The sequence below is a fragment of the Methylobacterium crusticola genome (assembly GCF_003574465.1).
In the GTDB taxonomy this organism is placed as follows: domain Bacteria; phylum Pseudomonadota; class Alphaproteobacteria; order Rhizobiales; family Beijerinckiaceae; genus Methylobacterium; species Methylobacterium crusticola.
The window spans coordinates 1-23,431 of record NZ_QOWC01000110.1 but is presented as its reverse complement, the minus strand read 5'-3'; the positions used below and the strand labels follow the sequence as shown (position 1 = coordinate 23,431).

The following is a 23,431-nucleotide window of genomic DNA, read 5'->3' as shown; positions in this document are numbered from 1 at the left end:
TTGCCTTTTTCAGGCAGAGATTTATCTGAAGTTTGCGCGACTGATTACGCTTAAGCTCATTGATGACACTGTGTAGCTCCCAGCTTCACCGGTGATTCTCGTGAATGCTGCGGCAAATGTACTCACTTAGCTTAAGCATGTGACACAGACATATGGCCGAGCGTCCACGAAGTGGAGGACCACGATCTTCCTGGTTGGTCAGGACTTTCACGACCCGCTGCTCGCTCGGCGCAGAGCGAGCAGCTGGCAAAAGCCTACGTCGGATGTTCCGGCGACATGCTGCGGCGGGTCTACCTGATCGCCCCCTGCGCGTTCCTCGGGGGTCTCCGGCAGGGATCCTGCGGCGTCAGTCTCTGACCCGAAGCACGATCTTGCCCCTGAGCCGACCCTCCTCCGAGCGCGCGTGGGCGCGTGCGACCGCATCGAGGGGAAATTCCGAGCCGACTTGCGGCACCACCAGGCCTCGCTCGAGGAGGCGCGTGAGGGCGTCGAGCTTGCTGCCATTCTGGCGAGAGAAGACGAAGTGGTAGGTCGCGTTCCGGCCCCAGGCGTCGATGAGGTTCTGGGGCGTCGCGGTGTCGACCAGGGTGACCACTCGCCCGTCCTCGCGGAGGATGCGGGGGGAACGCGAGAGCGTGTCGCGCCCGATCGTATCCAGGACGACGTCGACGCCCCGGCCTTCGGTCAGGCGATGGACGGCGTCCACGTCGTCCTCGCGCTCGAAATCGATGACGGTCGAGGCACCGAGCCGTTCGACGAGCGCCGCGTCGCTGCCGCGCGCCGTCGCCAGGACCCGCGCGCCGATAGCCTTCGCGACCTGCACGGCGACGGCCCCGACGCCCCCCGCACCGCCATGGATCAGGACCGTCTCGGTCACCTGCAATCGGGCGCGCTCGACCAGCGCTTCCCAGACGGTCACGCCGACGAGGCTGACGCTCGCGGCCTCGGCATGACTCAGGTTGACCGGCTTGCGCGCCACGATGCCGGCGTCCGCCACGTGGTATTCCGCGTACGATCCCGGCCCGCCGAAGATCCGCGGCGTGTAATAGACCTCATCCCCGACCCTGAACTCCGTCACGTCGGATCCGATCTGGTCGACCACCCCGGAGACGTCGTGCCCGATGACGGCGGGAAGTTCGACCTGGTCGGCGTAGTCACCGCGGCGGATCTGGCAGTCGAGCGGGTTGATCGACGTCGCATGCACCGCCACGCGGACCTGCCGGGGTCCCGGCCGGGGGTCGGGAAGGTCCCGGAGCTCGAAGCTGTCCGGCCCGCCGAACCTCGTCAACACCATGGCTTTCAAGTGAGCCTCCTGTCCCTGGCAGGCGCCCTTGTGTCAGCCGGGGTGCCGGATGACGAACGCGTTCTCCTCACGGGACGGATGAGCTACATTCAGCCATGACGATGCGGAGAGCGCTTCCCCCGCTCGCGGCGCTGCGGGCCTTCGAGGCGGCCGCGCGCCGCCTGAGCTTCCGCGGTGCCGCCGACGAGCTGGGCGTCACGGCGACCGCCATCAGCCATCAGATCCGGCTCCTCGAACAGACCTTGGGGCTTCGCCTCTTCCACCGCGAGACGCGTCGGGTCCGGCTCACAGCCGAGGGGGCCGTGCTGCTGCCCGTGCTTCGCGACGGCTTCGACGCCTTCGCCGACGCCATCGACCAGATCCGGGGCCGGCCCTCGGCCGGCGTTCTCACGCTCTCGGCGCCGACCGCCTTCGTCGCGAAGTGGCTCGTGCCACGGCTCGCCGACTTTCGCGCCGCCCATCCCGGCTGCGATCTGCGTTTGCACGCGTCCGACAGCCTGGTGGACTTCGCTCGCGACGGGGTAGACGTCGCCGTCCGATACGGGCCCGGTCCCTACCCGGACCTCGACGGCCACAGGCTGGTGGTCGACCGGGTCGCGCCCGCTTGCAGTCCGCGCCTCGCGGTTCGATCCGAGAGAGATCTGGCAAGCTGCCCGCTGCTGCACTTCGAGTGGCCCCACCCGACCGACGAGACGCCGACATGGCGCGCCTGGCTGCGGCAGGCCGGGATCACCGGTGTCAATGAGGCCGCGGGCATTCGATTCAGTGACGAAGGACACGTCATCCAGGCCGCGATCGCGGGTCAGGGGATAGCGCTCCTGTCACTCGTGCTCGCCGCCGACGACCTGGCGAGCGGCGCGCTGGTTCAGCCCTTCGGGCCGGTGCTCGACGCCCATCCCTACTGGGTTGTCCACCCGCGACATCCGGCCCGGACGGGGGATGTCGGGAAGCTGGTCGACTGGCTCGGCTCCGCGGCCGTGTGACCAGGCGGCCCCGACACTGACTCCCTCGTCCCTCGCTCATGCGTGAACCGGAACGAGGCGTAGCCCTCAGGCCTGCAGCAAGGGGCCACCGGCAGCGACACGGTGGTCCGACTGCAATTATCATCCGCATCGTGGGACATCGCCCGTGCCGGCCTTCGACCCCGAGCCGGCAGGATTGCCGTCCGACGATCGCAGGCGAGGGCTGGAAGAGAACACGCGCCAATCAGAACATTCCATTCGGATTGGCGGACGTCTCGGGCAGGGTTTGCATCACGTCCCAATGCTCGACGATCTTTCCGTCGACATCGAGCCGAAAAATATCGATGGCCGCGTAGTCGTTGTTGCCTGGCCAATGCTGGAGACAGTGCAGGACGACCAAATCGCCCTCGGCAATAGCCCGCTTGATCTCGACCCGCTTGCCCGGCCACTCCCGCGCCATGCGCTCGAAATACGCGATGAAGCCGTCCTGACCGGTCGCCACATGCGGATTGTGCTGAATGTACTCACGGCCGACGTAACGCGCGATCGCCTCGCGCGGCTGACCGTCGTTGAACATCAGCTCATAGAAGGCGATCACGTTCGCCTTGTTCTGCACGAGATCGCTCATGCTGTCTCCCTGAGCCGCGCAGCGCCGACTGATCGCGACGCGCCAGCGGACGGTCATCACGCCACCTGGCGCAGGTTGCCGACGTCGAGCGATCGCCTCTAGGGTGCCGGTGGCTCCAGCACGACCCGGAGGCGCGTCATAGGCGGTCGCAGTCCGGTTCAGCAGGCTTCACGACGGTCGTTCCGTCCGGCACGGCACATCCTCTTGGGATGGCGATCCCGGTTGCGAGGGTATCTGCGGACACGGTCGGTGAGAAGAGCCGGACGGGCGGCGCCGTATCGCGGCGTCAGCTTCGATCGGAACATCGTCCGGAAGCGGACGCGCAGACATCCACCCTCGCCAGCCCGTCACACGGTCGAGCTGGACGGATCCAGACCCGAGAGGCCGAAGCGGCGCCGCGCCATGAGGCACTCGGGGTCGCCGGGCTCGCAGACCCGGCACACTTCCGGCCGCACGGCGTAGACCCGGCAGGCGACGGTGCGGCCGACCGTGCCGGAGAGCGCGCTGCAGCGGTCGCCGTCGCAGCGCATGCGGCCGGCGGCGTCGTCCACGAACTCCGCCGGGATCCGGGCGATCTCCTCGTCCTCCTCGGTGCTGAAGCGCGGCCACTCGGCCGAGTAGGCGCAGCAGGCGCCGCAGCTCTGGCAGGCGAACGCGGCCGCCGGGGGCTCCCCGTCCGCCGTCCCGGTCACGGGAGGGGCGGGATCGGGCGCGGACGGCCCTCGTCGTCGATCGCCACGAAGGTGAACGTCCCCTCCGTGACCTTCTCGCGGCTCCGGGTCCGGAAGCGCCGGGCCCAGGCCTCGATCTGGATCTTCATCGAGGTGCGGCCCGTCGCGACGACGCGGGTGTAGACGCAGAGCACGTCCCCGACCCGGACCGGGCGCAGGAAGGCCATCCCCTCCACCGACACCGTGACCACGCGCCCCTGCGCCCGCTCGACTCCCGCGATGCCGCCGGCCTGGTCCATCTGCGACATGACCCAGCCGCCGAAGATGTCGCCGTTGGCGTTGGTGTCGGCCGGCATCGCGATCGTCCGCACGGTGAGGTCGCCGTGCGTCGTCGTGGCCGCGCTCGTCGGATCGTCCGTCTCGCCCATGGCGTCCCTGGCCCCCGTCTCGTGCGCCACCATACGGGATTCCGGCCGCCTGGGGAGGGCGGAAGGGAACGCGACGGGCCGGTTCCTTGCGCCTGCGAACGGCCCTAGACTCGCGCGCGACTCAGCCGAAGGACCGACCATGATCCAGGGCCACCCCACCAGCGGCGCCGAAGCCGAGCGCGACTGCCCGGTTCCCCTCACGACGCTCGGGGCGATCTACCGCGCCGACCCGGAGGACCTGCCGGACCTCCTCGCCAAGCTGCCGGCGCCGACGCGGGCCAAGCTCGCCGCCTACCTGTACGCCAAGAGCCACACCCACACCCTCGGGCTCACCGTGGCGCGCACCTGCGAGAAGGACGACCTCGTCAAGGCGGCCGGCGAGATCGGCGCGGTCATCCACGGGCAGGCCCACCTGCCGCCGACCAAGCCCGCGGCCGCCGCGCCGGCGGCACCCCAGACCCGCAAGATCAGCCTGGGCGGCTCGGCCGCGAAGGGCCGCAGCTTCGACTGAGGACGGGGCTCCGGCGGGCCGGCCCGGGCCGGCGCACGGCGCCGGTTCTCCGCGCCGGCTCCGGGCCGCGCCTGCCGGCGCGGCGGATCGCGCCTGCCGGCGCGCGGCGGACCGCGCCGGCCCGGCGCCCGGTCAGGCGGGCTCCGTCCCGCACCACTCGGCGATGAAGAGCGCCATCGCGGTGGTGATGCGGGCGAGGGAGCGGAGGCTCACCCGCTCGTCGAAGCCGTGGATGTTCTCGCTGATCGGCCCGTAGCAGAGGGCCGGCACCTTGTCGTAGAGGGCGTGCACCCGGGTATCGAGGTAGCCGGCGGTCATGAAGCTGCGCAGCGCGCTCCCGGTCGCGGCCCGGTGGGCCCGGCCCAGCACCGCCTCGGCCTCGGAGCCCTCCGGCAGCACGTAGCCCTCGGCGTGGAAGCCGTTGAAGGTCACGCGCGGCGGGCTGTTCGAGAGGAAGCGGTCGGTCCGGGCGAAGGCCGCGACGGCGGCCTCGACCTCCCGGGCGGCCTGCGCGGCGGCGATGCCGGGATAGAGGGCGATGCGGCAGTCGATCCGGCACCAGGCCGGCACCGAGGAGGCCCAGTCGCCCCCCTCGATCTTGCCGATGTTCAGGTTGATCGGGTGCGCCTCGGCCTCGAAATGCGGCCGGCCGGCCCGGTCCTCGTTCCAGCGCGCCTCCAGTTCGCGCAAGGCCCCGATCACCCGGTAGGTGGCGTCGATCGCGTTGGCGCCGCTGCCCATCTCGCGCACGTGCACCGGCTGGCCGCGGACCTCGACCTGGAACCACAGGACGCCCGTGTTGGCCCGCACCAGCATCTCCTCCTCGGGCTCGGGGATCAGCACCGCGTCGGCCCGGTAGCCGCGCAGGTGGGTCATGAGCGCGCCGTTGCCGGTGGATTCCTCCTCGACCACCGATTGCACCGTCACGGTGGCGGCCGGCTGGAGCCCGATGCGCCGCAGGGCGTCGAGGGCGAAGAGGTTGGCGGCGTGGCCCGCCTTCATGTCGGCGCCGCCGCGCCCGTAGAGCCAGTCGCCCTCGCAGGCGGGGTCGAAGGGGCCCCGGGTCCAGAGGTCGGCGGGCCCCGGCGGCACCACGTCCACGTGGGCCTGGAGGATCAGGGAGCGGCCCGCCTCCGTGCGCGGCCGGTGGATGCCGACGACGATCGGCGCGTCGGAATGCTCGGGCGTGACCGGCGCGCCGCCCGGATGCGCCTCGATCAGGGCCCGGTCGATGTCGAAGCGGTCCATCGCGAGGCCGCGGTCGCGGAAGCTGCGGAAGACGAAGTCCTGGATCGCCTGCTCGTTGCCGCGGGTCGAGGGGAACCGCACCAGGGCCTGGGTGTGGGCGACCTGGTCGGCGAAGCCGTCGGCGACGGAGGCCGCGATGCGGTCCAGGAGGGCGGGGTCCGGATTCATGGCGGGTCCTTGATGGGTCCTTGGCGCGAGGAGCGCCCGGCCCCGGCGCGGGGGCCGGGCGTCGGCGGGCGCGGGAGGGCGCGCCCGCGTGAGACCATGTTCGCCCGGGCCGCGCGGGACAAGGGCCGGGGTTGCCGGGGGCCGGTCCCGGCGGCCGGGCCGGCCGCGGCGGCCGCGCCGGCCGCCGCCCGGCTCACGCCCCCAGCCGGCGCGCCAGGTGGTCGCCGACGCGCAAGGCGTTCGCGATGATGGTGAGCGTCGGGTTCACGGCACCGATCGACGGGAAGAAGCTCGCATCCGTGACGTAGAGGTTGTCGAGCTCGTGCGCCTTGCAGTCGAGGTCGAGCACCGAGGTCGCCGGATCGGTGCCGAACCGGAGCGTGCCGGCCTGGTGCGCCGTGCCGCCGATCGGCACGTCCTTGCCGAGGTAGAGGGAGCGGTCGAACAGCTGCGGGTGCACGTCGAGCTTGCCGCAGAGGTCGCGCAGCTTCCCCTTCAGCCGGTGCATCGCCTCCTCGTTCGTCTGGGTCAGGTCGAGCCGGACCCGGCCGTTCTCGTAGAAGACCCGGTTCTCCGGCCGCGGCAGGTCCTCGGCGGTCAGCCAGAAGTCGAGGGAGTGCTTGGCGAGCCAGTCGAAGGGTTTCTCGGGGAACCATTGCAGGAAGCCCGGCAGGCCCTCGCCGTGGATCTGCACCCCGTCGGACTTGCCGACCATCTGGATGTGGCCGAGGGGGAACTCCCAGTCGTCGGCGCCGAAGTAGAAGTCGTTGAGGCCGAGGGTCTTCTGGAACTTCGTCGGGTTCGGCGAGCGCGAGATGGCCAGCACCGTCGCGTTGTTGTGCCGCATGTAGTTGCGGCCGACCTGGCCCGAGCCGTTGGCGAGGCCGTGCGGGTGGGCGTCGCTGGCCGAGCGCAGCAGGAGCAGGGCCGAGGAGAGCGCCCCGCAGGCCACCACCACGAGGTCGCCCGCGTAGGTCTCGGTGGCCTCGCCCCGCCGCACCTCGACGCCCGTGACCGTGCGGCCGGCCGGATCGGTGACGAGGCGCTCCACGTAGGAGCCCGTCATCAGGGTCAGGTTCGGGTGCGCCCTCAGGGCCGGGTCGACGCAGATCACCTGGGCGTCGGCCTTGCCGTTGGTGAGGCAGGGATAGCCGTCGAACGCGTCGCAGCGGATGCAGGCCGAGTGCGGCAGCGGCTTGCCGTCGCGCTCGTCCAGCAGCACGCCCACCGGCAGGTGGAAGGGCCGGTGCCCCTCGCGCTTCAGCCCGTCGAAGAGCGCCTGGATGCGCGGCTCGTGGCTCACCGGCGGGTAGGCGTAGGGCTTGGGCGCCGGCGGCTCGGTCGGGTCCTCGCCGCGCAGGCCGTGGACGTGGTAGAGCTCCTCGGCGGCCTGGTAGTAGGGCTCGAACACGTCGTACTTCAGCGGCCACTCGGGCGAGACGCCGTCGGCGTGGCGGATCGCGCCAAAGTCCCGCTCGCGCAGCCGCAGCAGGACCGCGCCGTAGACCTTGCTGTTGCCGCCGACGTAGTAGTGCAGGCCCGGGTGGAAGCCCGCGCCGTCGGCGCCGTACCAGGTCTCGGAGGTCTGGTAGCGCGCGTCCACGAACACCGCCTGGCTGTCCCAGTTCTCGCGCTCGCGGGGCAGGTAGTCGCCGCGCTCGAGGAGCAGGACGCGCTTGCCGGTCTGGGCCAGGCGCCACGCCATGGTGCCGCCGCCCGGGCCGGAGCCGATGATGACGACGTCGTAGTGCCGGCTCTCGTCCATCGCTCACGCTCCCTCTGGGCCCGCCTGACCGAACCATCCTCGCCAGAAGTCATACGGCGGGACTGGCCCGGACGTCGATCCTGCCCCAGTTTGCTTTTCGGGACGCGGGGCGCGTCCCCGACAGCGAGGTTCCGGAACGATGGCGTCCCTCAGCATCGCGATCGCGTTCGCGGTCCGGCTCCTCCTCGTGATGCTGTTCCTGCCGTTCAGCGCCCTCGACAAGATCCTCAACTTCAAGGGCGCGGTGGGCCAGGCGAAGCAGGCGGTGCACGCGACCGCCCCGGCCACCGCCCTGATCCTGGCCGGGCTCTTCGTCGAGGTGGTGATGTCCCTCGGCATCCTCACGGGCATCGCCGACCGGGCCGCGGCCTTCGTGCTCGCGGGCTATTGCGGCGTCACCGCGCTGCTCTGGAAGCAGTTCTGGGCGCCCGGCGACTTCTGGGCGGGCGGCCGGGGCCGCGAGCTGTTCTGGGACTTCTGGAAGAATCTCGCCCTCGCGGGCGGGTTCCTGCTCGTGACGTTCGGGACGGGCGCCGGGACCGTCGAGCGGTTCTTCGCCGATCCCCTCGCCTCCTCCCACCCCTACCGCATCGGCGAGCCCCGGCCGTGAGCGCCGGCGGATTCCGGCCGTCCCGCGACAGCGAGATCCGACCATGAGCCACGAACCGACGCCGACGATCCCCTACTGGCACCTCTGGACCGACCCGGACGGCGTCAGCCACCAGACCCGCTGCCACCTGACCGAGTTCGAGCAGAAGTCGATGTCGCCGCCCGCCGCGCCGCAATGGCAGGGGAGCAAGGTGCACGACGGCGCGACGGTGTTCGTCACGGTGCAGCCCGTGGGCTGGACCGGGGACTGGCACGAGAACCCCAGGCCGCAATGGATCATCCCGATCTCGGGCCGCTGGTTCGTCGAGGCCATGGACGGCACGCGGGTCGAGATGGGGCCCGGCGAGATCTCCTTCGGCGAGGACCAGAACACCCGGGAGGTCGGCGGCAAGCGCGGGCACCTGTCGGGCACGGTCGGGGACGCGCCGGCCGTCCTGATGATCGTGCAGTACGACAGCCCGCCGACGGTCGGCGCCGCCTGCCGGTTCCGGTGACGCCATGGAGGGGTTCGAGGTCCACGACGAGCGCTTCGCCCGCTACGTGCTCGCCAACGCCCCCCTGGAGGCGCTCGGCTCGGGGTTCCGCTGGATCGAGGGGCCGGTCTGGATGGGCGACGCGGACTGCCTCCTCTTCCAGGACCTGCCGCGCAACCGCACCATGCGGTGGATCGAGGGCGCGGGCTTCTCGGTCTACCGGCAGCCCTCGAACTACGCCAACGGCCAGACCCGCGACCGGCAGGGGCGGCTGATCGCCTGCTCGCACCGCGGGCGCTGCATCGACCGCATCGAGCACGACGGCCGCGTCACCACGCTCGTCACCCACCACGCGGGACGGCGCCTGAACTCCCCCAACGACGTGGTGGTGAAGTCCGACGGCACGATCTGGTTCAGCGACCCGGTCTACGGCATCGCCAACGACTACGAGGGCGGCCGGCAGGAATCCGAGCAGCCGCCCGCGCTCTACCGCTTCGACCCGGCGAGCGGCGAGATCCGGGTGGCGGCGGGGGATTTCGACGGGCCGAACGGCCTCGCCTTCTCGCCCGACGAGCGCCGGCTCTACGTGGCGGAGACGGGCGACCAGACGCGGCCGAACCCGCGCCAGCACATCCGGGTGTTCGACGTCGGGCCCGACGGCGCCCTCTCGGGCGGCGCCGTCTTCCACACGGTCGCGCCGGGCTACTGCGACGGGATGCGGGTGGACGAGGACGGCAATGTCTGGTCGAGCGCCGGGGACGGGGTGCACTGCATCAGCCCGGAGAGCCGGCTGATGGGCAAGATCCGGGTGCCGCACCCGGTCTCGAACCTGACCTTCGGGGGCCCGTCGAAGAGCCGGCTGTTCATCGGCGGCTCCCACACCCTCTACGCCATCTTCCTCAACCGCCGCGGCGTGCAGTCGCCGTGAGCGCCGGCCGCCTCGCCCGCATCGTGCTCACCTGCGCCGATCCGGAGGCGCTCTCGGGCTTCTTCACCCGCGCCCTCGGCTTCGAGCCCGACACCGGCGCAGGACTCGACGCGGACGCAGGACCCGACCCGGGAGCAGGACCCGAGCCGGGAGCAGGACCCGACCCGGGAGCAGGGCCCGACCCGGGAGCAGGGCCCGGCGCGGTCCTGCCGGGCCTGCCCGGGGCGGGACGGCCCGGGGCGGCGCGCACGGTTCCCCTGCGCCTCGGCGCGCAGCGCCTCGACCTTGCCGCCGCCGCGCCCGCGGGCCGACCCTACCCGGGCGACGTGCCGGGGTGGAGCCCGCTGTTCCAGCACTGCGCCATCGTCGTCTCGGACATGGCCGCGGCCGTGGCGCGCCTCGCCCGGGAGCCCGGCTGGCGGCCGATCTCGGCGGACGGGCCGGTGCGGCTGCCCGCCTCCTCGGGCGGCGTGACGGCGTTCAAGTTCCGCGACCCGGAGGGGCACCCCCTCGAGTTCCTGGCCTTCGCGCCCGACGCGGTCCCGCCGGTCTGGCGTCGTTCCGACACCCAGGACCGGCGTCGTTCCGGCGCCGAGGAAGTCTGCCTCGGCCTCGACCACTCGGCGGTCTCGGTGGCGGACACCGCCCGCAGCGTCGCCTTCTACGAATCCCTCGGGCTCGCGGTCGTGGCGCGCTCGCTGAATGTCGGGCCCGAGCAGGCCCGGCTCGACGGGATCGCCGACCCGACCGTCGAGGTCACGGGCCTCGGCTTCCCGGGCGATCCCACCCCCCACGTCGAGCTGCTCTGCTACCGCGGGGCCTTCGACCGGGCCGGGCCGGCGCCGGGCGTCGGCGACGTGGCGGCCACGCGCCTCGTCCTGGCGCTCGCGGGACACGCCCTCGCCCGGGCCTGTGCGGCCCACGCGGAAAGGCTGGTCGCGCCCGGGCCGGTCCCGCGCCCGGACGGGGGCGGCGACGCGCTGCTGCGCGACCCGGACGGGCACCTCCTGTGGCTGACGGCGGCGGAGGATTGATGCGCCGGCCGGCGCAGCGCGGGCCGGGGAGCCGCCAGGGTGCCGCGCCCCCGGCGCGGCCGTTCGATCGGGGGGAGTTTCTCGGGTGACGCAGACCGTGATCGGCCTCATCGGCGGGATGAGCTGGGAGAGCTCGGCGGTGTACTACCGCCTCATCAACGAGCGGGTGCGGGAGCGCCGCGGCGGGCACCACTCGGCGCGCTGCCTGATGTGGTCCTTCGACTTCGCGCAGATCGAGGCGCTCCAGCACGCCGGCCGCTGGGACGCGGCCGCCGCGCTCCTCGTCGACGCCGCCCGTCGCCTCGAGCGCGGGGGGGCGGACGTGCTGGTGCTCTGCACCAACACCATGCACCGGATGGCCGAGGCGGTGCAGGCCGGGACCGCCCTGCCGCTGTTGCACATCGCCGACCCCACGGCCGCGCGCATCCGGGCCGCCGGGATGCGGCGCGTCGGCCTCCTGGGGACGGCCTTCACCATGGAGCAGGACTTCTACAAGGGCCGCCTCGCGCGGCGCCACGGCCTCGACGTGCTGGTGCCCGGGGACGAGGACCGCGCGACCGTGCACCGGGTGATCTACGACGAGCTGGTGCGGGGCCGGGTGGAGGCCTCGTCGCGCCGGGCCTACCGGGAGGTGATCGCGCGCCTCGCGGCGCGGGGGGCCGAGGCGGTGATCCTGGGCTGCACCGAGATCATGCTGCTCGTCGGGCCGGAGGACAGCCCGGTCCCCCTCTTCGACACCACGGCCATCCACGCCGAGGCCGCGGTGGACTGGGCGCTCGGGAGCGCGCCCCGGTGAGCCCCGCGCCGCGCCACCCGGCGGGCGCCGCGCCTCACCACAGGAGCGGGTGGGCGAAGACCTCGATCCGGTCCCCCTCCTCCACCGCCGTCACGGCCTCGGGCAGTTCGGCGAGGCCGTCGCTCCCGGTGAGGGAGGACAGGACGCCCGCGCCGTCGCGGGGGTACTTCACGGCCTCGACCCCGCCGTCCGGGGTGCGGCGCAGGCTGACCCGGACGTACTCGCGCCGGCCGGCCTTCTTGCGGTAGCGGAAGGCGGACCGGGCCGGCTGGGACGGGGGCGGCGCCGGGAGCGCGCCGCCGAGGCGGGCGAGCAGCGGGCGGACCACGAACAGCAGCGTGACGTAGACCGCGACCGGGTTGCCGGGCAGGCCGACGAAGGGCGTGTCGCCGACCAGCCCCATGGCGACGGGCCGCCCCGGCTTGATGGCGAGGCGCCAGAACACCAGGCGGCCCACCGCCTCGACGGCGGCCTTGACGTGGTCTTCCTCCCCGGTCGAGACCCCGCCCGAGGTGAGGATCAGGTCGTGGTCGCGGGCCGCCGCGGCGAGGCGGCCGGGCAGGGCCGCCGGGTCGTCGCGCAGGATGCCGAGATCCGCTACCGCGCAGCCGAGCCGGCGCAGCAGCGCCGCGAGCAGGATGCGGTTCGAGTCGTGGATCGCGCCCGGCCGCAGCGCCTCGCCGGGCTCGCTGAGCTCGTCGCCGGTCGAGAACACGGCCACGCGCAGGCGCCGGCGCACCGCGAGCCCGGCATGGCCGGTCGCGGCCGCGAGGGCGAGGTCCGGCGGCGTGAGGCGCCGGCCGGCCGCGATCACCACGGCGCCGCGGGCGACGTCCTCGCCGGCCGGACGGCGGTTGGCCCCGGCCTTGAGGCCCGGCGGCAGCACGACGGCGTCGCCCTCGCGGCGCACGTCCTCCTGCATGAACACCGTGTCGGCCCAGGCCGGCATCGGCGCCCCGGTGAAGATGCGCACGGCCGCGCCCGCGAGCGGCGGTCCCGGGGCGGCGGCGCCGGCCGCGAGGCGGCCGCGCACCGGCAGCACGGTCTCGGCCCCGGGCGCGAGGTCGCGCCAGCGGACCGCGTAGCCGTCGACGGCCGCGTTGTCGAAGGGCGGCAGGTCGAGGCGGGCGGCGACGTCCGCGGCGGCGATGCGCCCGTCCGCCGCGTCGAGCGCCACGGTCTCGACCCCGGCCAGGACCGGCACCCGGGCGGCGATGAGCGCCGCCGCCTCCTCGACGGAGAGCAGCGGCCCGCCGAACGCGAAGCAATCGTCAGTCAGCTGCGCCATGGCGCTCGAGCCTCTCCAGAACCGTGCCGATCGCGTCCGAGCGGGCGAGCACCACCTCGGCGATGCCGGCGACGTCGTCGAGATCCAGGACCGGGACGCGCGCGCGCGGGAAGGGCCGGTCGCTCGCGACCGCGACGATGCGGTCGTCCTCCGGGTGCAGGGCGGGGCGGCCGGCGGCCGCCCGGAACACCTCGAGCTTCGGGTGGGCGGCGCGCTTGAAGCCCTCCACCAGGACGAGGTCGCAGGGCCCCAGGCGGCGCAGCAGGCCGGCAAGCGTCGGCTCGGCGCCCTCCCCGACCTCGCGGATCTGCACGGAGCGCCGGGCCGAGGACACGATCACCTCCTGCGCCCCGGCGTCGCGGTGGCGCCTGGAATCCTTGCCCGGCGGGTCGACGTCGAAGGCGTGGTGGGCGTGCTTGAGCGTCGCGACCCGCAGCCCGCGGGCGGCCAGCACCGGGATCAGGCGCGTGAGCAGCGTGGTCTTGCCGGCGCCGCTCCAGCCGGCGAGCCCGATGACCCGCATGGTCAGGCCTCCCCCGGGCGGCCGAAGCCGAGGGCCGCGAGGTCGGCCGCGGTCCCGGGCTCGGCGAGGAGCGCCAGGAAGGCCGAGAGGGCCGGGGCGTCCCGGCGGGCCTCCGGGTAGGCGAAGTCGTAGTGCTCCTCGGTCAGGGGCAGGAACCCGAGGCCGTAGGCCGCGGCCACCGTGGCGATCGCCACGCCCCAGTCGGCGCGCCCCTGCGCCACCGCGGCCGCGACCGCGTTGTGGGAGCGGGGCTGGTTCCAGTAGCCGGCCGGCCGGGCGCCGCCGAGGAGGTCCTCGACGAGGGCGCGGGTGCCGGACCCGGTGTTGCGGTTGACCATCACGCAGTCGGGGTCGGCCAGGAGGGCGGCCACCGCCTCCCGGGCGGCCACCCCCCTGTCGGCCGCCTCCCGGGCGGCCGGCACCTGGGCGGCCGGGACGGCGAGGCGGGGATCGTCCCGCCGGACCACGACGCCCTGGAGCCGCCGCCAGCCCGGCGCCAGCGCGAGGCCCGGGGTCAGGTAGGGGGCGTTGTAGCGCCCCGTCGCGGGATCGAGGAGGTGCATGGCGGCGAGGTCGCACTCCCCCCGCCGCAGGGCCGCGAGGCCGCCCGAGGAGCCGACCCAGATGGTGCGGGCGCTCACCCCGCGCTCCGCCAGGCGCCCGACCAGGCGGTCGAGTCCGACGCAGTGGCTGCCGACGATCATCAGGTCGGGCAGGCGCGCCCCGGCACCGAGGCGGGTGACGCGCACCCGCGCGCCCGCCTCGAGCCCGGCCCGCTCGGCCGGCACCGCGAAGAAGCCGTCGGCCTGCGAGAAGGCCGTGACGGCGCCGGAGCCCTTGGCGAGCGGCAGCGCCACGGGCCCGTCGGGGCCCCGCGACAGGGCCGCCATCACGAACTCCGTGCGGCCGAGCTCCGAGGCGAGGCGCTGGGGCAGCACGGCCTCGACGACGGTCTCCTCCCGGGGGGCCAGGCCCGCCATCGCGCGGATCAGCGGCACCACGACGTCGTGGAAGGTGAACATGGCCGAGGTCGGGAAGCCCGGCAGCACCACGATGGGCGTGCCCTGCGCCCGCGCGAGGCAGAGGGGCTTGCCGGGCTTGAGCGCGACGCCGTGGACGAGGATCCCGGGCTCGCCCAGGCGCGGCAGGACGCGGTGCGAGACGTCGCCGGCCCCCTTCGAGGTGCCCCCCGACAGGACGACGAGGTCGGCCTCGGCGAGCGCCGCGCGCAGGGCCGCCTCGAGGGCCGCCTCGTCGTCCGGCACGATGCCGCGGGGGAGCGCCGTGCCGCCGTTCTCCGCGACGGTGGCGGCCACGATGGCGCCGTTCGAATCGTAGAGCCCGGCCGGCGGCAGCGCCGCGCCGGGGGGAACGAGCTCGTCCCCGGTCGACAGCACGGCGACGCGGGGGCGGCGCACCACCTCGAGGGCGGCGAGGCCGCAGGCGGCGAGCATCCCGATCTCCCGGGCGGTGACGAGGGCGCCCCGGCGCAGCACGGTCTCGCCGCGGGCCATGTCGGCCCCCGCGTAGCCGATGAACTGCCCCGGGGCCGCCGGGCGCGCCACCGCGACGGCGGCGTCCGGCCCGTCGCGGAACTCCGTCGCCTCGACCATCACGACGGCGTCGGCGCCCCGCGGCAGGGCGCCGCCGGTGGCGATGGGCGTCGCCGTGCCGGGGCGGACCGCGAGGCCGGGCGCCGTGCCGCAGGCCAGGATCTCGGGGTTGAGGACGAGGGGCCGGGGCGCCGCCTCGCTCGCGCCCTCGGTGTCGGCGGCCCGGACCGCGAAGCCGTCCACCAGAGCGCGGTCGAAGGGCGGCACGTCGATGGGCGAGGCGATGTCGGCGGCGAGCACCCGCCCGAGGGCGTCGGCGAGGGGCACTTGCTCGGGCGGCAGGACGGCGTGCGGCACGGCCGCGCGCCAGCGTGCGAGGGCCTCCTCGCGGCTGACGACGGCGAGAAACTGCTCCTGGCGCGCCGCGCGGGCGAGGCGGTCGCGGAAGGCGTCGGGGGGCGGGGAGGCACTCACAGGGGCATGATCTCGACGAGGCTGCCCTCCGGATAGCCCTCGCGCTCGGGCGGCACCAGCAGGGCGGCGTCGGCGCCGACGAGGCGGTGGAGCGGGCACTCCGCCCCGCCGAGGGGCTCGGCGCCCCCTCGGCCGCGGCGCAGGAACACGACCTCGGACAGCCCGATCGCCGAGGCCACCTTGCGGGCGAGGGCTGCGGTCTCCGGCGGCTCCCGGCAAGCGGCCGCGAGCGCCGCGACGAGGGGGTGCCCGAGGGCCAGGAAGGCCGCCATCGCGGCGTCGGGCCGCCCCGGCAGCAGCAGCACGGGCCGGCCGCCGGCCTCGCCGAAGCCCGCGCTCTCGCCCGGCCGCAGGGCGATGCCGTGCGCGACGACGCTCCCGGCGCGGGCGAGGCCCTCGGCGCTGCGGTCGCGCCGCCCGAGGCCCGTGCCGCCGATCACCAGGACGGCGTCGGCGCCCTCCCGGGCGAGGGCGGCCGCGATGGCGGCGGGGTCGTCCGGCACCCGGGCGCTGTCCGGGACGCAGCCGCCGCGCCGGGCGATCCAGGCCCCGAGCAGCGCCGACAGGGTGTCGGCCGCCTCGAGCCCCGCGGCGAGCACCCGGACCCGGGGCCGGCGCACGGCCACGGCGCCGATCCCGGCCTGCGCCAGCGCGAAGGCGTGCAGAGCCGTCAGCCTCTCGCCCGCGGCGACGAGGCGCGCCCCCCCCGGCCACTCGGCGCCCGCCGCCCGGGTGCCCTCCCCCGGGGGAGCGTCGGCCTCGACCTCGACCGGCCCGGGCCCGCCCGCTCCCGGCACGGCGTCGGGCGCGAGCAGGGCGTCGGTTCCCTCCGGCAGCGCCTCGCCGGCCTCGATCCAGGCGGGGGCCCGCTCGAGCCGCACCGGGCCGTAGGGCGAGGCGCCGACGACCGCCGCGGCGCTCACGGCCCAGCCGTCGCGCAGGGCGAGGCGGCGCGGGGGCAGGCCGGCCTCCAGCACCACGTCGTGCGCCGCCGCGGCGCCCGCGGCGTGCCCCGGGGGCAGGAATTCGGGGGCAACCGGGACGAGGCCGGCGGTCAGGCGCGCCACCGCCCCGGCGAGGGGCAGGAGGCTGGCGCTCGGCGCGCGGGCGGAATCGGGGCGGACCGTCATGGGGCGGACCGTCATGGGGCAGACGAACATGGGGCCGGGGCGGGGCGGCCCGGCCGCCTGCGCCCGTCCGGAGCCGGGCCTGTCGCGCGCGTCATGTGTCGCGTCCCTCGAGCCGTCACGGGCGGCCTCCCGGCCTGCGGCGCCCTCGCGGCGGCGACGCGCGCGGTCGCGACGCCCCGGGGCCTTGCGCAGATCCGCCCCCGGATGCGGGATCGGCGCCCGGCGATCAAGGGTCCCGAGCCGCGGCGCAGCCCCCGCGCCGGCGCGACGCAGTGACCCTGCGCCCGGGCTTTTCCCGCGCGCAAAGCCGCGTAGCCTCGGGGGCCTGCCGCTCACCGACCCCGAAGGGACGCCCCGCCATGACCACTCCGCGCCGCCTGCGCGCCTGTCCGCGCCGCCTGCGCGCCTGGCGCCTCGCCCTGCCGGTGACGGCGCTCCTCGCCCTCCCGGCCCGGGCGGAGGCGCCGATGCGCGGCCACGGCGGGCCGGTGCGGGCGCTCGCCGCGGCGCCGGACGGGCTCACGGCCCTCAGCGGCAGCTTCGACCAGTCGGCGATCCTGTGGGCGATCGAGGACGGGACCGCGCTGCGCGTCCTGCGGCCCGACGACGGGGCGGTCAACGCGGTGGCGCTCGCGCCCGGCGGGCGGATGCTCACCGGGGGCGAGGACGGCCGGGTCGCGCTCTGGAGCCGCGACCGGCCCGAGCCCGAGACGCTTCCCGCCGGCCACCAGGGACCGGTCGTCGGCCTCGCGCTGTCGCCCGACGGGAGCCGCGTCGCCTCGGCCTCCTGGGACGGCACCGCGCGGGTGACGCCCCTCGGCGGCGGGGCGGCGCGGGTGCACGAGGGCCACCGCGGCAACGTCAACGGCGTGGCGTTCCTGCCCGACGGGCGCCTCGTGACGGCGGGCTACGACGGGACGCTGCGGATCTGGGCCGGGGACGACCCGCCGCGGACGATCGCCCTCGAGGCTCCCCTCAACGCGGTCGCGGCGGCCGCCGACGGCGAGATCGTCGCGGCGGGGGCCGACGGGGTCGTGCACCTGCTGGCGCCGGACGGCCGCCCGCGGGCCGCCGTGGCGCTGCCGCCGAGCCCGGTCGTCGCCCTCGCCCTCTCGCCCGACGGCCGGCGCATCGCCGCCGCCACCATCGCCGGCGCCGTCGCGCTGATCGACCGGGCGCAGGCGCGGGTGCTGTTCCACCTCGCCGGGCCGGGGCTGCCGGTCTGGTCGCTGGCCTTCCGGTCCGACGCCGAGCTCCTGACCGGCGGCGGCGACCGCCTGGTGCGGCGCTGGGACCTGGCGACGGGCGAGCCGATCGGCCCCCTCGCGCTGACCCGGCCCCCGGACCCGCTCGCGGCCTTCGCGGGGGATCGCGGCGCCGAGGTGTTCCGGGCCTGCGCCGCCTGCCACGCCCTGACGCCGGACGCGGGCAACCGCGCCGGCCCGACCCTGCACGGGGTGTTCGGGCGCCCGATCGCCACCGCGCCGGGCTACGCGTTCTCGCCGGCCCTCAAGCGCCTCGCCATCGTGTGGAACGCCGAGACGATCGCGGCGCTCTTCGAGGTCGGCCCGGCCCGCTACACGCCCGGCACCAGGATGCCCGAGCAGACCATCGCGGCCGCGGCCGACCGCGAGGCCCTGGTGCGCTTCCTGGAGCGCGCGACCCGGCCGGCGCCCTAGCGCGCGACACCCGGATCGCCCTGCGATCGGATCTCGGGCCGAGGCGTCGCCTCGACGCGCTCCCTCGCGGCGAACCGGCGTCCGCATCGGCGGGGAGCGCCCTAGCCGCGCTCGCGCAGGTAATCCTCGGTGGTGCGCGTGCGGCGCTGGTCCGGCGCGTGCGGGTCGAAGCCCTCCGCGACCACGTGCGTGACCCGGCAGGTCTCGCACATCATCAGGGCCCTGATCCGCGACGCTCCGGCGCTGCCGGCGAACATCCAGTGCCGGTCCCGCAGCCTGCCGATCACCCGCTCGATGGTGCTGCGCGTGCCGAACGGCGTGCCGCAGGCGACGCAGTCGAACGGCTCCTCCTCCTTCAGGACCCGGCGCGGCGCCGCCCAGGCGGCGAAGTCGAGCCGGGGCGCGAGGGTGATGACGTCCTCCGGGCAGGTCGCCGCGCACAGGCCGCACTGCACGCACAGGCTCTCGGAGAAGCTCAGGCGGGGCCGCTCGGCATCGTCCGAGAGCGCGGTCGTCGGGCAGGCGCCGACGCAGGCGAGGCACAGGGTGCAGGCCTCGGTGCGGAACTCCAGCCCGCCGAAGGGCGCGCCGGGGTCGAGCGGCACCGCGTCGGCCGGGCGCGGCGCGGCCCGGTGCAGCTCCCGGAAGGCGAAGCGCAGGACGCTGCGGGCGTCGCCGTCGGGCATGAACCCGGCCGGCGCCGGCGCCGGGGTGCCGCGGGACCCGGCCGCGAGGGCCTGCGCGAGGGCGTCGGCGTCGTCCGTCTCGATCACCGAGACGACGTCGCCGCCCGCCTCCGGGCCGTAGCCGAGGGCCTGCACGATCGTCTCGAGGCGGTCCGCGTTGCGCCGCAGGCTCGCGATGTCGTGCCGCGGCCGCGCCCGGACCAGGAACCGCACCGCGACGGCGCCGTACGCGAAGGCCGCCGCCACGGCCTCGGGGCCGACCTGGGTGACCTCGTTCACGGGCACCGGCAGCACGTTCGCGGGCAGGCCGTCGCCGTGGCGCGCCAGCGCGTCGACGAGCGGCGCGCCGTGGCCGCCGTCGTGGACGAGCAGCACCGGATCCCGGCCGCCCGCCCGGCGGTAGGCGGACAGGAGGGTGCGCAGGCGCCGCATCAGGGCGTCAGCGGGGGGCACCGCGTAGGCGGCGGCGCCCGTCGGGCACACCGCCGCGCAGGAGCCGCACCCGGCGCAGACGTGGGGGTCGATCGCCACGTGGTCGCCGGCGGGCGCGATGGCGCCGGTCGGGCAGACCTCGAGGCAGCGGGTGCACCCGGTGATGCGGGAGCGGGAATGCGCGCAGAGCGCGGCGTGGAAGTCGACGAAGCGGGTCTTGTCGAACGTGCCGACGAGGTGGGAGGCCTCGAACAGCGCCCGCTCGACCGCCGCCGGGTCGCCCGGATCGGCCCGGAGGTAGCCGCTGCGCAGGGCGTGGGCCGGGAACAGCGGCGTGCCGCCCGAGAGGTCGACGACGAGGTCGCAGGTCGAGGTGGCGCCGTCGCGGCCGGGCCCGAACACCAGCCGCTGCCGGGACGAGGGGGTGGGCAGCGCGTAGTCGTCGATGCGCAGGCTGAACGCGCCGAGATGCCCGCTCGCCGCGGCCACGCTGCCCTTGAGGACCGGGAACTCGGCCTGCCGGGGCGGCTCGACGGCGCCGGGCCGCGTCAGCAGCACCGTGACGTCGAGGTGGCCGGCGAGCCGCTCGCCGGCCGCGACCGCGGCCTCGTCGCGGCCGTAGACCAGCACCACGCCCCGGCTCTCGACGCCGACGACCGGCACGGGCGGCATCGGCTCCGCGGCGGCGGCGAGCAGGGCCGCCATCTTCGGGCCCGCGGCCCCGGCCTCGCGCGACCAGCCGGCGCTCTCGCGGATGTTGGCGTAGGCGATCCGGTCGGCCGCGCCGCACTCGTGCGCGACCTCGTCGAACAGGGGCGCCTTGAGGGTGCACGACACCGTGACGGGGGCGCCCGTCGCCATCGCGGCCCGGACGCGGTCGAGCTCGCGCCCGCAGAGCTGGTCGCCGGTCTCGAGCCGGCCGCCGCAAGCCCGCCCGATCGCGGCGGCGTCAAGGGGCATGCTCCCCTCGCAGGAACAGGCGAACACGATCCGGTCCGACACAGCGCGTCTCTCCGAGGGAAGGCCGCGCGCCGGCCCGCCGGCCCCTGCCGCCCGGGGCCGTCACGCCCCTTGTTTGCATCGCCTCCCCCTATATACGAACCGTTCGAAACAACGACCCGACACGTGCGCGCAGGCGAGCCTCTAAGGTCCCGATGATCGCAGCCGACGCCCCCGCCCTGGTGCTGCCGCCCCCGTTCCGCGCCGTGACCCTGCGCGGGCGGGAGGACGCCCACGCCCGCGCCTGCGCCCTCGCCGAGGCCGGCCCGGAGGCCGGCACGCTCGTCGTCGGCGCGCGGGAGGCGGTCGTCGACCTCGCCGTCGTGCTCTGCCCCGGGGAGCCGCTCCGCGTCGCCCGCCTCGCCGGGCTCGTCGGCCTCGCGGCCCTCGCCGAGGCGGTCGGGAGCCTGGCGCCGCCCGACAAGCCCGTCACCCTCGACTGGCCCGACACCCTGCGCTTCGACCGGGCGCGCCTCGGCGGCGGGCGCCTCGCCTGCCCGCCCGCGTGCGGCGAGGATGCGGTGCCGGCCTGGCTGGTGTTCTCCGCCATGCTGATCGCCTCGAAGCGGGAGGCGGGCGATCCCGGCCTGACCCCGGATTCCACCTCCCTGGAGGAGGAGGGGTTCCCGGCGCGCAGCCGCGAGCCCCTCGTCGAGAGCTTCGCGCGCCACCTGATGAAGGGGCTGGAGGTCTGGGCGGAGGACGGCGTGCCGGCCGCCGCCGCCCGCATCCTGCCCTACCTGCCGCGGGAGCGGCCTTCCGTGCGCTGGCGCATCGCCCCCGACGGCGCCGCCTGCCGGGAGGAGCCCGGGCGCGAGACCCTGCGGCTGCCGTTCCGCCCCGACGGCGCGGCCTGGCTCGACCCCGCCCGCGGAGGGCCGCGCCTGTGACCCGCCTGCGCCTGCCGCGCACCCTGCGGCTCGACCCGTCCGACACCCTGGTGTTCCCGCGCGCCGCCGAGCCCGGCGAGTGGGCGGTGACCGGCACCTTCCTGTTCCTCGAGGCCGACCCCGCGGCGCTGTCGGGCCGGGAGCGGGCCGCCTTCCGGGCCGGCTTCCTCGGCATCGAGTCCTTCGGCTTCTCGACCCTCGTGGTGGTGAGCGAGGCGAGCGAGGCCGAGCGGGCGCTGGCGGTCGAGGCCCTGGCGGCGCAGATCCACGACCGCCTCGGCGCGCCCGACCGCGAGAGCGCCCGCGCCGCCGCCCGCGAGGAGATCGCGGTCGCGGCCTCCCTGTGCCAGCCGCCCGTCGGCACCGTGCTGGCGCTGCACCGGACGGCCGAGGGGGGCGAGGTCCGCGAGCGGTTCCGGGCGCTCAGCCCCCGCGCGGAGGCGGTGCCGGGCGCCGATCCCCGCCACGCCTTCGCGCGCGCCTTCGACTTCTACGAGACCGACGAGGACGGGGCGGACGCGGGCGCGGGCGAGCGGGTCGACCTCGCGGGCCTCCTCGGCGGGAGCCCGCGATGACCGAGTTCTGGGTCTCGAGCGGCCACCACCTCGCCGGGCGCACCGAGGCCGGCGGGCTCGCGGTCACGGACGCGCTGCTCCTCGCCTACCTGGCGCGGCCCGAGCTCGTCCCCCCGGACGAGGCCTGCCCGGCGGAGCGGGCGCTCCACGCGAGCCTGCTGGCCGCGCCCCGCCGGCCCGTGCCCGCCGGCGAGGTCGCGGCCCTCGCGGACCCCGACGCGCGCGAGAACTGGGCGGTCGTCCTCGCCTTCCGGGAGCGCCTGCTCGCGGCCGCCACCGTCGAGGCGGCCTATCTCGACCTCGTGGCCCGGGGCGCCGGGGGCACGCCGCCGCTGTTCCTCGACCAGCTCGTCCACCTGATCCTGCGCAACGCCCTCGACGGCTGCGACGACCCCTACGTGCTGCGGGCGGGCGAGCTGTTCTTCCGGCCCCAGCGCGTCTCGGTCTCCGGCGAGGCGGTGCTGCTCGCCGACGCCGAGCGGATCGAGGCCGCGGAGGGCGCGGCAGGCCGCTCGCCCCTGCTGGCGATGCTCGGGCGCGAGCCCGCCGGCGACCTCGACGTACTCACGCCCGACACGGCCTGGAGCTACTGGAGCCGCTCGGACGCCTTCAGCATGGCCCTGAACCTCGGCTCCGACGCGAGGAGCCGCGAGGGCCTCGCCCGGGTGATCGAGGCGTTCGTGGGCCACCTCCTCGGGGTCGCGGTGGCGGTCGCGCCCCTCGCGGCGATCGAGGACCCGGACTGGCGCTGGTTCGTCGGCCTCGACGCCGAGGCGACCCGGATCGGCAACGCGCTCTGGCGCGGCGACCCGGTGGATCCGGCGGCGCGCGCGCGCGTGCTGGCCCTGTTCCGCCTCACCTTCGCGGATCCGGCGCGGGCCGACCCGCGCCTCGGCGCGCGCCCGGTCTACCTGCTGCTCGCCATGACGCCGGACCGCACCGTGACGCTGAAGCCCCAGAACCTCGTCGCCGGGCTGCCGCTCGCCGGCGCCGCCCCGGCCGATGCCCCGCGAGGCCCCCGATGACCGCGTCGCACTTCCCCGTCGGCGTGGTCGTGGCCAGGCGCAAGCTCGTGGGCGCCTGGGCGAGCCACGCCTGGCTGCCGGTGGCGATCCTGGCCGGCCTGCCGGAGGCCGCGCCCTGGACGCGCCTGTCGGCGGGCGAGGAGGAGGAGACCTTCTACGCCGGGGCCTACGAGGTGGAGTTGCACCCCGCCGAGACGGCGCATTACGGCGACAACCTCGCCTCCGGGCGCCCGTCCCTCTGGGTGGCGCTGCGGGAGGTCGGGCCCGAGACCTACGCGGTCGCCACCGTGACGGCCGACCCCTACGAGGGCGAGTCCCTGGCGGAGGGAATCGGCGAGATCGTCGAGGCCCTGCCGATGCCGCCCGAGATCCAGGCCCGCCTGGCGGCCTTCTACGCCGCCTTCCACGTCGAGCGGCCGTTCCAGAAGCGCAGGCGCGACCGGGCCGATCCCGAGGCCCTCGCCCGCCAGGCGACCGCGACGGGCCAGGGCGGCCGGCCGCGGCGGGAGGAGCCGTGAGCGCGCCCCGGGGATTCCGGTGAGCGGCGACTTCCTGGCGCGCTGGTCGCGGCGCAAGCGCGCGGCCGTCCCGCCGGCGCCTCCGGCCGCGGCGCCGGCGGAGGCCACCGCGGGGCCGGTGGAGGCCACGGCAGC

Annotated in this window: 23 protein-coding genes; 12 read left to right on the top strand and 11 right to left on the bottom strand. The window is 75.5% G+C overall.

The window, feature by feature from the left end:
• Positions 1–346: 346 nt before the first annotated feature.
• Entirely contained in the window at positions 347–1,303 is a 957-nt protein-coding gene (locus tag DT057_RS22905; RefSeq protein WP_128564419.1) for a zinc-dependent alcohol dehydrogenase family protein, read from the bottom strand.
• Positions 1,304–1,398: 95 nt separating this feature from the next.
• On the opposite strand from DT057_RS22905, the gene gcvA reads away from it, so the two are divergent.
• Positions 1,399–2,286, top strand: coding sequence for a transcriptional regulator GcvA (gene gcvA / locus DT057_RS22900; protein WP_128564418.1), 888 nt, complete (start codon positions 1,399–1,401; stop codon positions 2,284–2,286).
• A 223-nt stretch (positions 2,287–2,509) separates the two neighbouring features.
• Here gcvA and DT057_RS22895 read toward each other — a convergent pair whose 3' ends face one another.
• The 3 genes from DT057_RS22895 to yciA form a co-directional block, all read right to left on the bottom strand.
• Complete coding sequence (locus DT057_RS22895; protein ID WP_128564426.1) at positions 2,510–2,893, bottom strand: nuclear transport factor 2 family protein; 384 nt, start codon at positions 2,891–2,893, stop codon at positions 2,510–2,512.
• A 347-nt stretch (positions 2,894–3,240) separates the two neighbouring features.
• The gene (locus DT057_RS22890) at positions 3,241–3,585 is read right to left on the bottom strand and encodes a YkgJ family cysteine cluster protein (protein WP_128564417.1); all 345 of its coding nucleotides are present in this window, start codon (positions 3,583–3,585) and stop codon (positions 3,241–3,243) included.
• Positions 3,582–3,992 (bottom strand): acyl-CoA thioester hydrolase YciA, encoded by a 411-nt coding sequence (gene yciA / locus DT057_RS22885; protein WP_128564425.1) that lies wholly within the window; start codon positions 3,990–3,992, stop codon positions 3,582–3,584. The genes DT057_RS22890 and yciA overlap by 4 nt, the downstream gene beginning before the upstream one ends.
• 139 nt (positions 3,993–4,131) lie before the next feature.
• Here yciA and DT057_RS22880 point away from each other — a divergent pair, with 139 nt between their 5' ends.
• Positions 4,132–4,503: a hypothetical protein gene (locus tag DT057_RS22880; protein WP_128564416.1), complete on the top strand. Its 372-nt coding sequence runs from the start codon at positions 4,132–4,134 to the stop codon at positions 4,501–4,503.
• A 132-nt stretch (positions 4,504–4,635) separates the two neighbouring features.
• On the opposite strand, the gene DT057_RS22875 is transcribed toward DT057_RS22880, so the two are convergent.
• A complete protein-coding gene (locus DT057_RS22875; RefSeq protein WP_128564415.1) occupies positions 4,636–5,919 on the bottom strand; it encodes an ArgE/DapE family deacylase in 1,284 nt (427 codons plus the stop codon).
• Positions 5,920–6,112: 193 nt separating this feature from the next.
• Positions 6,113–7,684, bottom strand: a complete 1,572-nt coding sequence (locus DT057_RS22870) for a GMC oxidoreductase (RefSeq protein ID WP_128564414.1) — start codon at positions 7,682–7,684, stop codon at positions 6,113–6,115.
• Positions 7,685–7,823: 139 nt separating this feature from the next.
• Here DT057_RS22870 and DT057_RS22865 point away from each other — a divergent pair, with 139 nt between their 5' ends.
• The 5 genes from DT057_RS22865 to DT057_RS22845 all read left to right on the top strand — a co-directional run bounded on the left by DT057_RS22865 (position 7,824) and on the right by DT057_RS22845 (position 11,524).
• Positions 7,824–8,294: a DoxX family protein gene (locus DT057_RS22865; RefSeq protein ID WP_128564413.1), complete on the top strand. Its 471-nt coding sequence runs from the start codon at positions 7,824–7,826 to the stop codon at positions 8,292–8,294.
• A gap of 43 nt (positions 8,295–8,337) precedes the next feature.
• Positions 8,338–8,787 (top strand): cupin domain-containing protein, encoded by a 450-nt coding sequence (locus tag DT057_RS22860; protein WP_128564412.1) that lies wholly within the window; start codon positions 8,338–8,340, stop codon positions 8,785–8,787.
• A 4-nt stretch (positions 8,788–8,791) separates the two neighbouring features.
• On the top strand, positions 8,792–9,694 hold the full coding sequence (locus DT057_RS22855; RefSeq protein ID WP_128564411.1) for an SMP-30/gluconolactonase/LRE family protein: 903 nt from the start codon (positions 8,792–8,794) through the stop codon (positions 9,692–9,694).
• Complete coding sequence (locus tag DT057_RS22850) at positions 9,691–10,728, top strand: VOC family protein (protein ID WP_128564410.1); 1,038 nt, start codon at positions 9,691–9,693, stop codon at positions 10,726–10,728. Before DT057_RS22855 ends, DT057_RS22850 begins: the two co-directional genes overlap by 4 nt.
• Positions 10,729–10,813: 85 nt before the next feature.
• Entirely contained in the window at positions 10,814–11,524 is a 711-nt protein-coding gene (locus tag DT057_RS22845) for an aspartate/glutamate racemase family protein (RefSeq protein ID WP_128564409.1), read from the top strand.
• A 34-nt stretch (positions 11,525–11,558) separates the two neighbouring features.
• On the opposite strand, the gene DT057_RS22840 is transcribed toward DT057_RS22845, so the two are convergent.
• The 4 genes from DT057_RS22840 to DT057_RS22825 are packed head-to-tail and all read right to left on the bottom strand — an operon-like array spanning position 11,559 to position 16,492.
• A complete protein-coding gene (locus DT057_RS22840; RefSeq protein ID WP_128564408.1) occupies positions 11,559–12,812 on the bottom strand; it encodes a molybdopterin molybdotransferase MoeA in 1,254 nt (417 codons plus the stop codon).
• Positions 12,796–13,335, bottom strand: a complete 540-nt coding sequence (gene mobB / locus DT057_RS22835; protein WP_128564407.1) for a molybdopterin-guanine dinucleotide biosynthesis protein B — start codon at positions 13,333–13,335, stop codon at positions 12,796–12,798. The genes DT057_RS22840 and mobB overlap by 17 nt, the downstream gene beginning before the upstream one ends.
• Positions 13,336–13,337: 2 nt before the next feature.
• Positions 13,338–15,362, bottom strand: coding sequence for a molybdopterin biosynthesis protein (locus DT057_RS22830; protein WP_128564406.1), 2,025 nt, complete (start codon positions 15,360–15,362; stop codon positions 13,338–13,340).
• Positions 15,359–16,492: a molybdopterin-binding protein gene (locus DT057_RS22825; protein ID WP_128564405.1), complete on the bottom strand. Its 1,134-nt coding sequence runs from the start codon at positions 16,490–16,492 to the stop codon at positions 15,359–15,361. The genes DT057_RS22830 and DT057_RS22825 overlap by 4 nt, the downstream gene beginning before the upstream one ends.
• A 359-nt stretch (positions 16,493–16,851) precedes the next feature.
• On the opposite strand from DT057_RS22825, the gene DT057_RS22820 reads away from it, so the two are divergent.
• A complete protein-coding gene (locus tag DT057_RS22820) occupies positions 16,852–18,171 on the top strand; it encodes a c-type cytochrome (RefSeq protein WP_128564404.1) in 1,320 nt (439 codons plus the stop codon).
• Positions 18,172–18,272: 101 nt separating this feature from the next.
• Here DT057_RS22820 and DT057_RS22815 read toward each other — a convergent pair whose 3' ends face one another.
• Positions 18,273–20,249 (bottom strand): 4Fe-4S binding protein, encoded by a 1,977-nt coding sequence (locus DT057_RS22815; RefSeq protein WP_128564403.1) that lies wholly within the window; start codon positions 20,247–20,249, stop codon positions 18,273–18,275.
• A gap of 194 nt (positions 20,250–20,443) precedes the next feature.
• Between DT057_RS22815 and DT057_RS22810 the strand changes: the two genes are divergently transcribed.
• From DT057_RS22810 to DT057_RS22795, 4 genes are read left to right on the top strand one after another with little or no spacing between them, the layout of a single operon-like run.
• Entirely contained in the window at positions 20,444–21,178 is a 735-nt protein-coding gene (locus DT057_RS22810; RefSeq protein WP_128564402.1) for a biotin/lipoate--protein ligase family protein, read from the top strand.
• Complete coding sequence (locus DT057_RS22805; protein ID WP_128564401.1) at positions 21,175–21,753, top strand: DUF6505 family protein; 579 nt, start codon at positions 21,175–21,177, stop codon at positions 21,751–21,753. Before DT057_RS22810 ends, DT057_RS22805 begins: the two co-directional genes overlap by 4 nt.
• Positions 21,750–22,778: a DUF6352 family protein gene (locus DT057_RS22800; RefSeq protein WP_128564400.1), complete on the top strand. Its 1,029-nt coding sequence runs from the start codon at positions 21,750–21,752 to the stop codon at positions 22,776–22,778. The genes DT057_RS22805 and DT057_RS22800 overlap by 4 nt, the downstream gene beginning before the upstream one ends.
• On the top strand, positions 22,775–23,296 hold the full coding sequence (locus DT057_RS22795; RefSeq protein ID WP_128564399.1) for a DUF3305 domain-containing protein: 522 nt from the start codon (positions 22,775–22,777) through the stop codon (positions 23,294–23,296). The genes DT057_RS22800 and DT057_RS22795 overlap by 4 nt, the downstream gene beginning before the upstream one ends.
• Positions 23,297–23,431 lie beyond the last annotated feature (135 nt).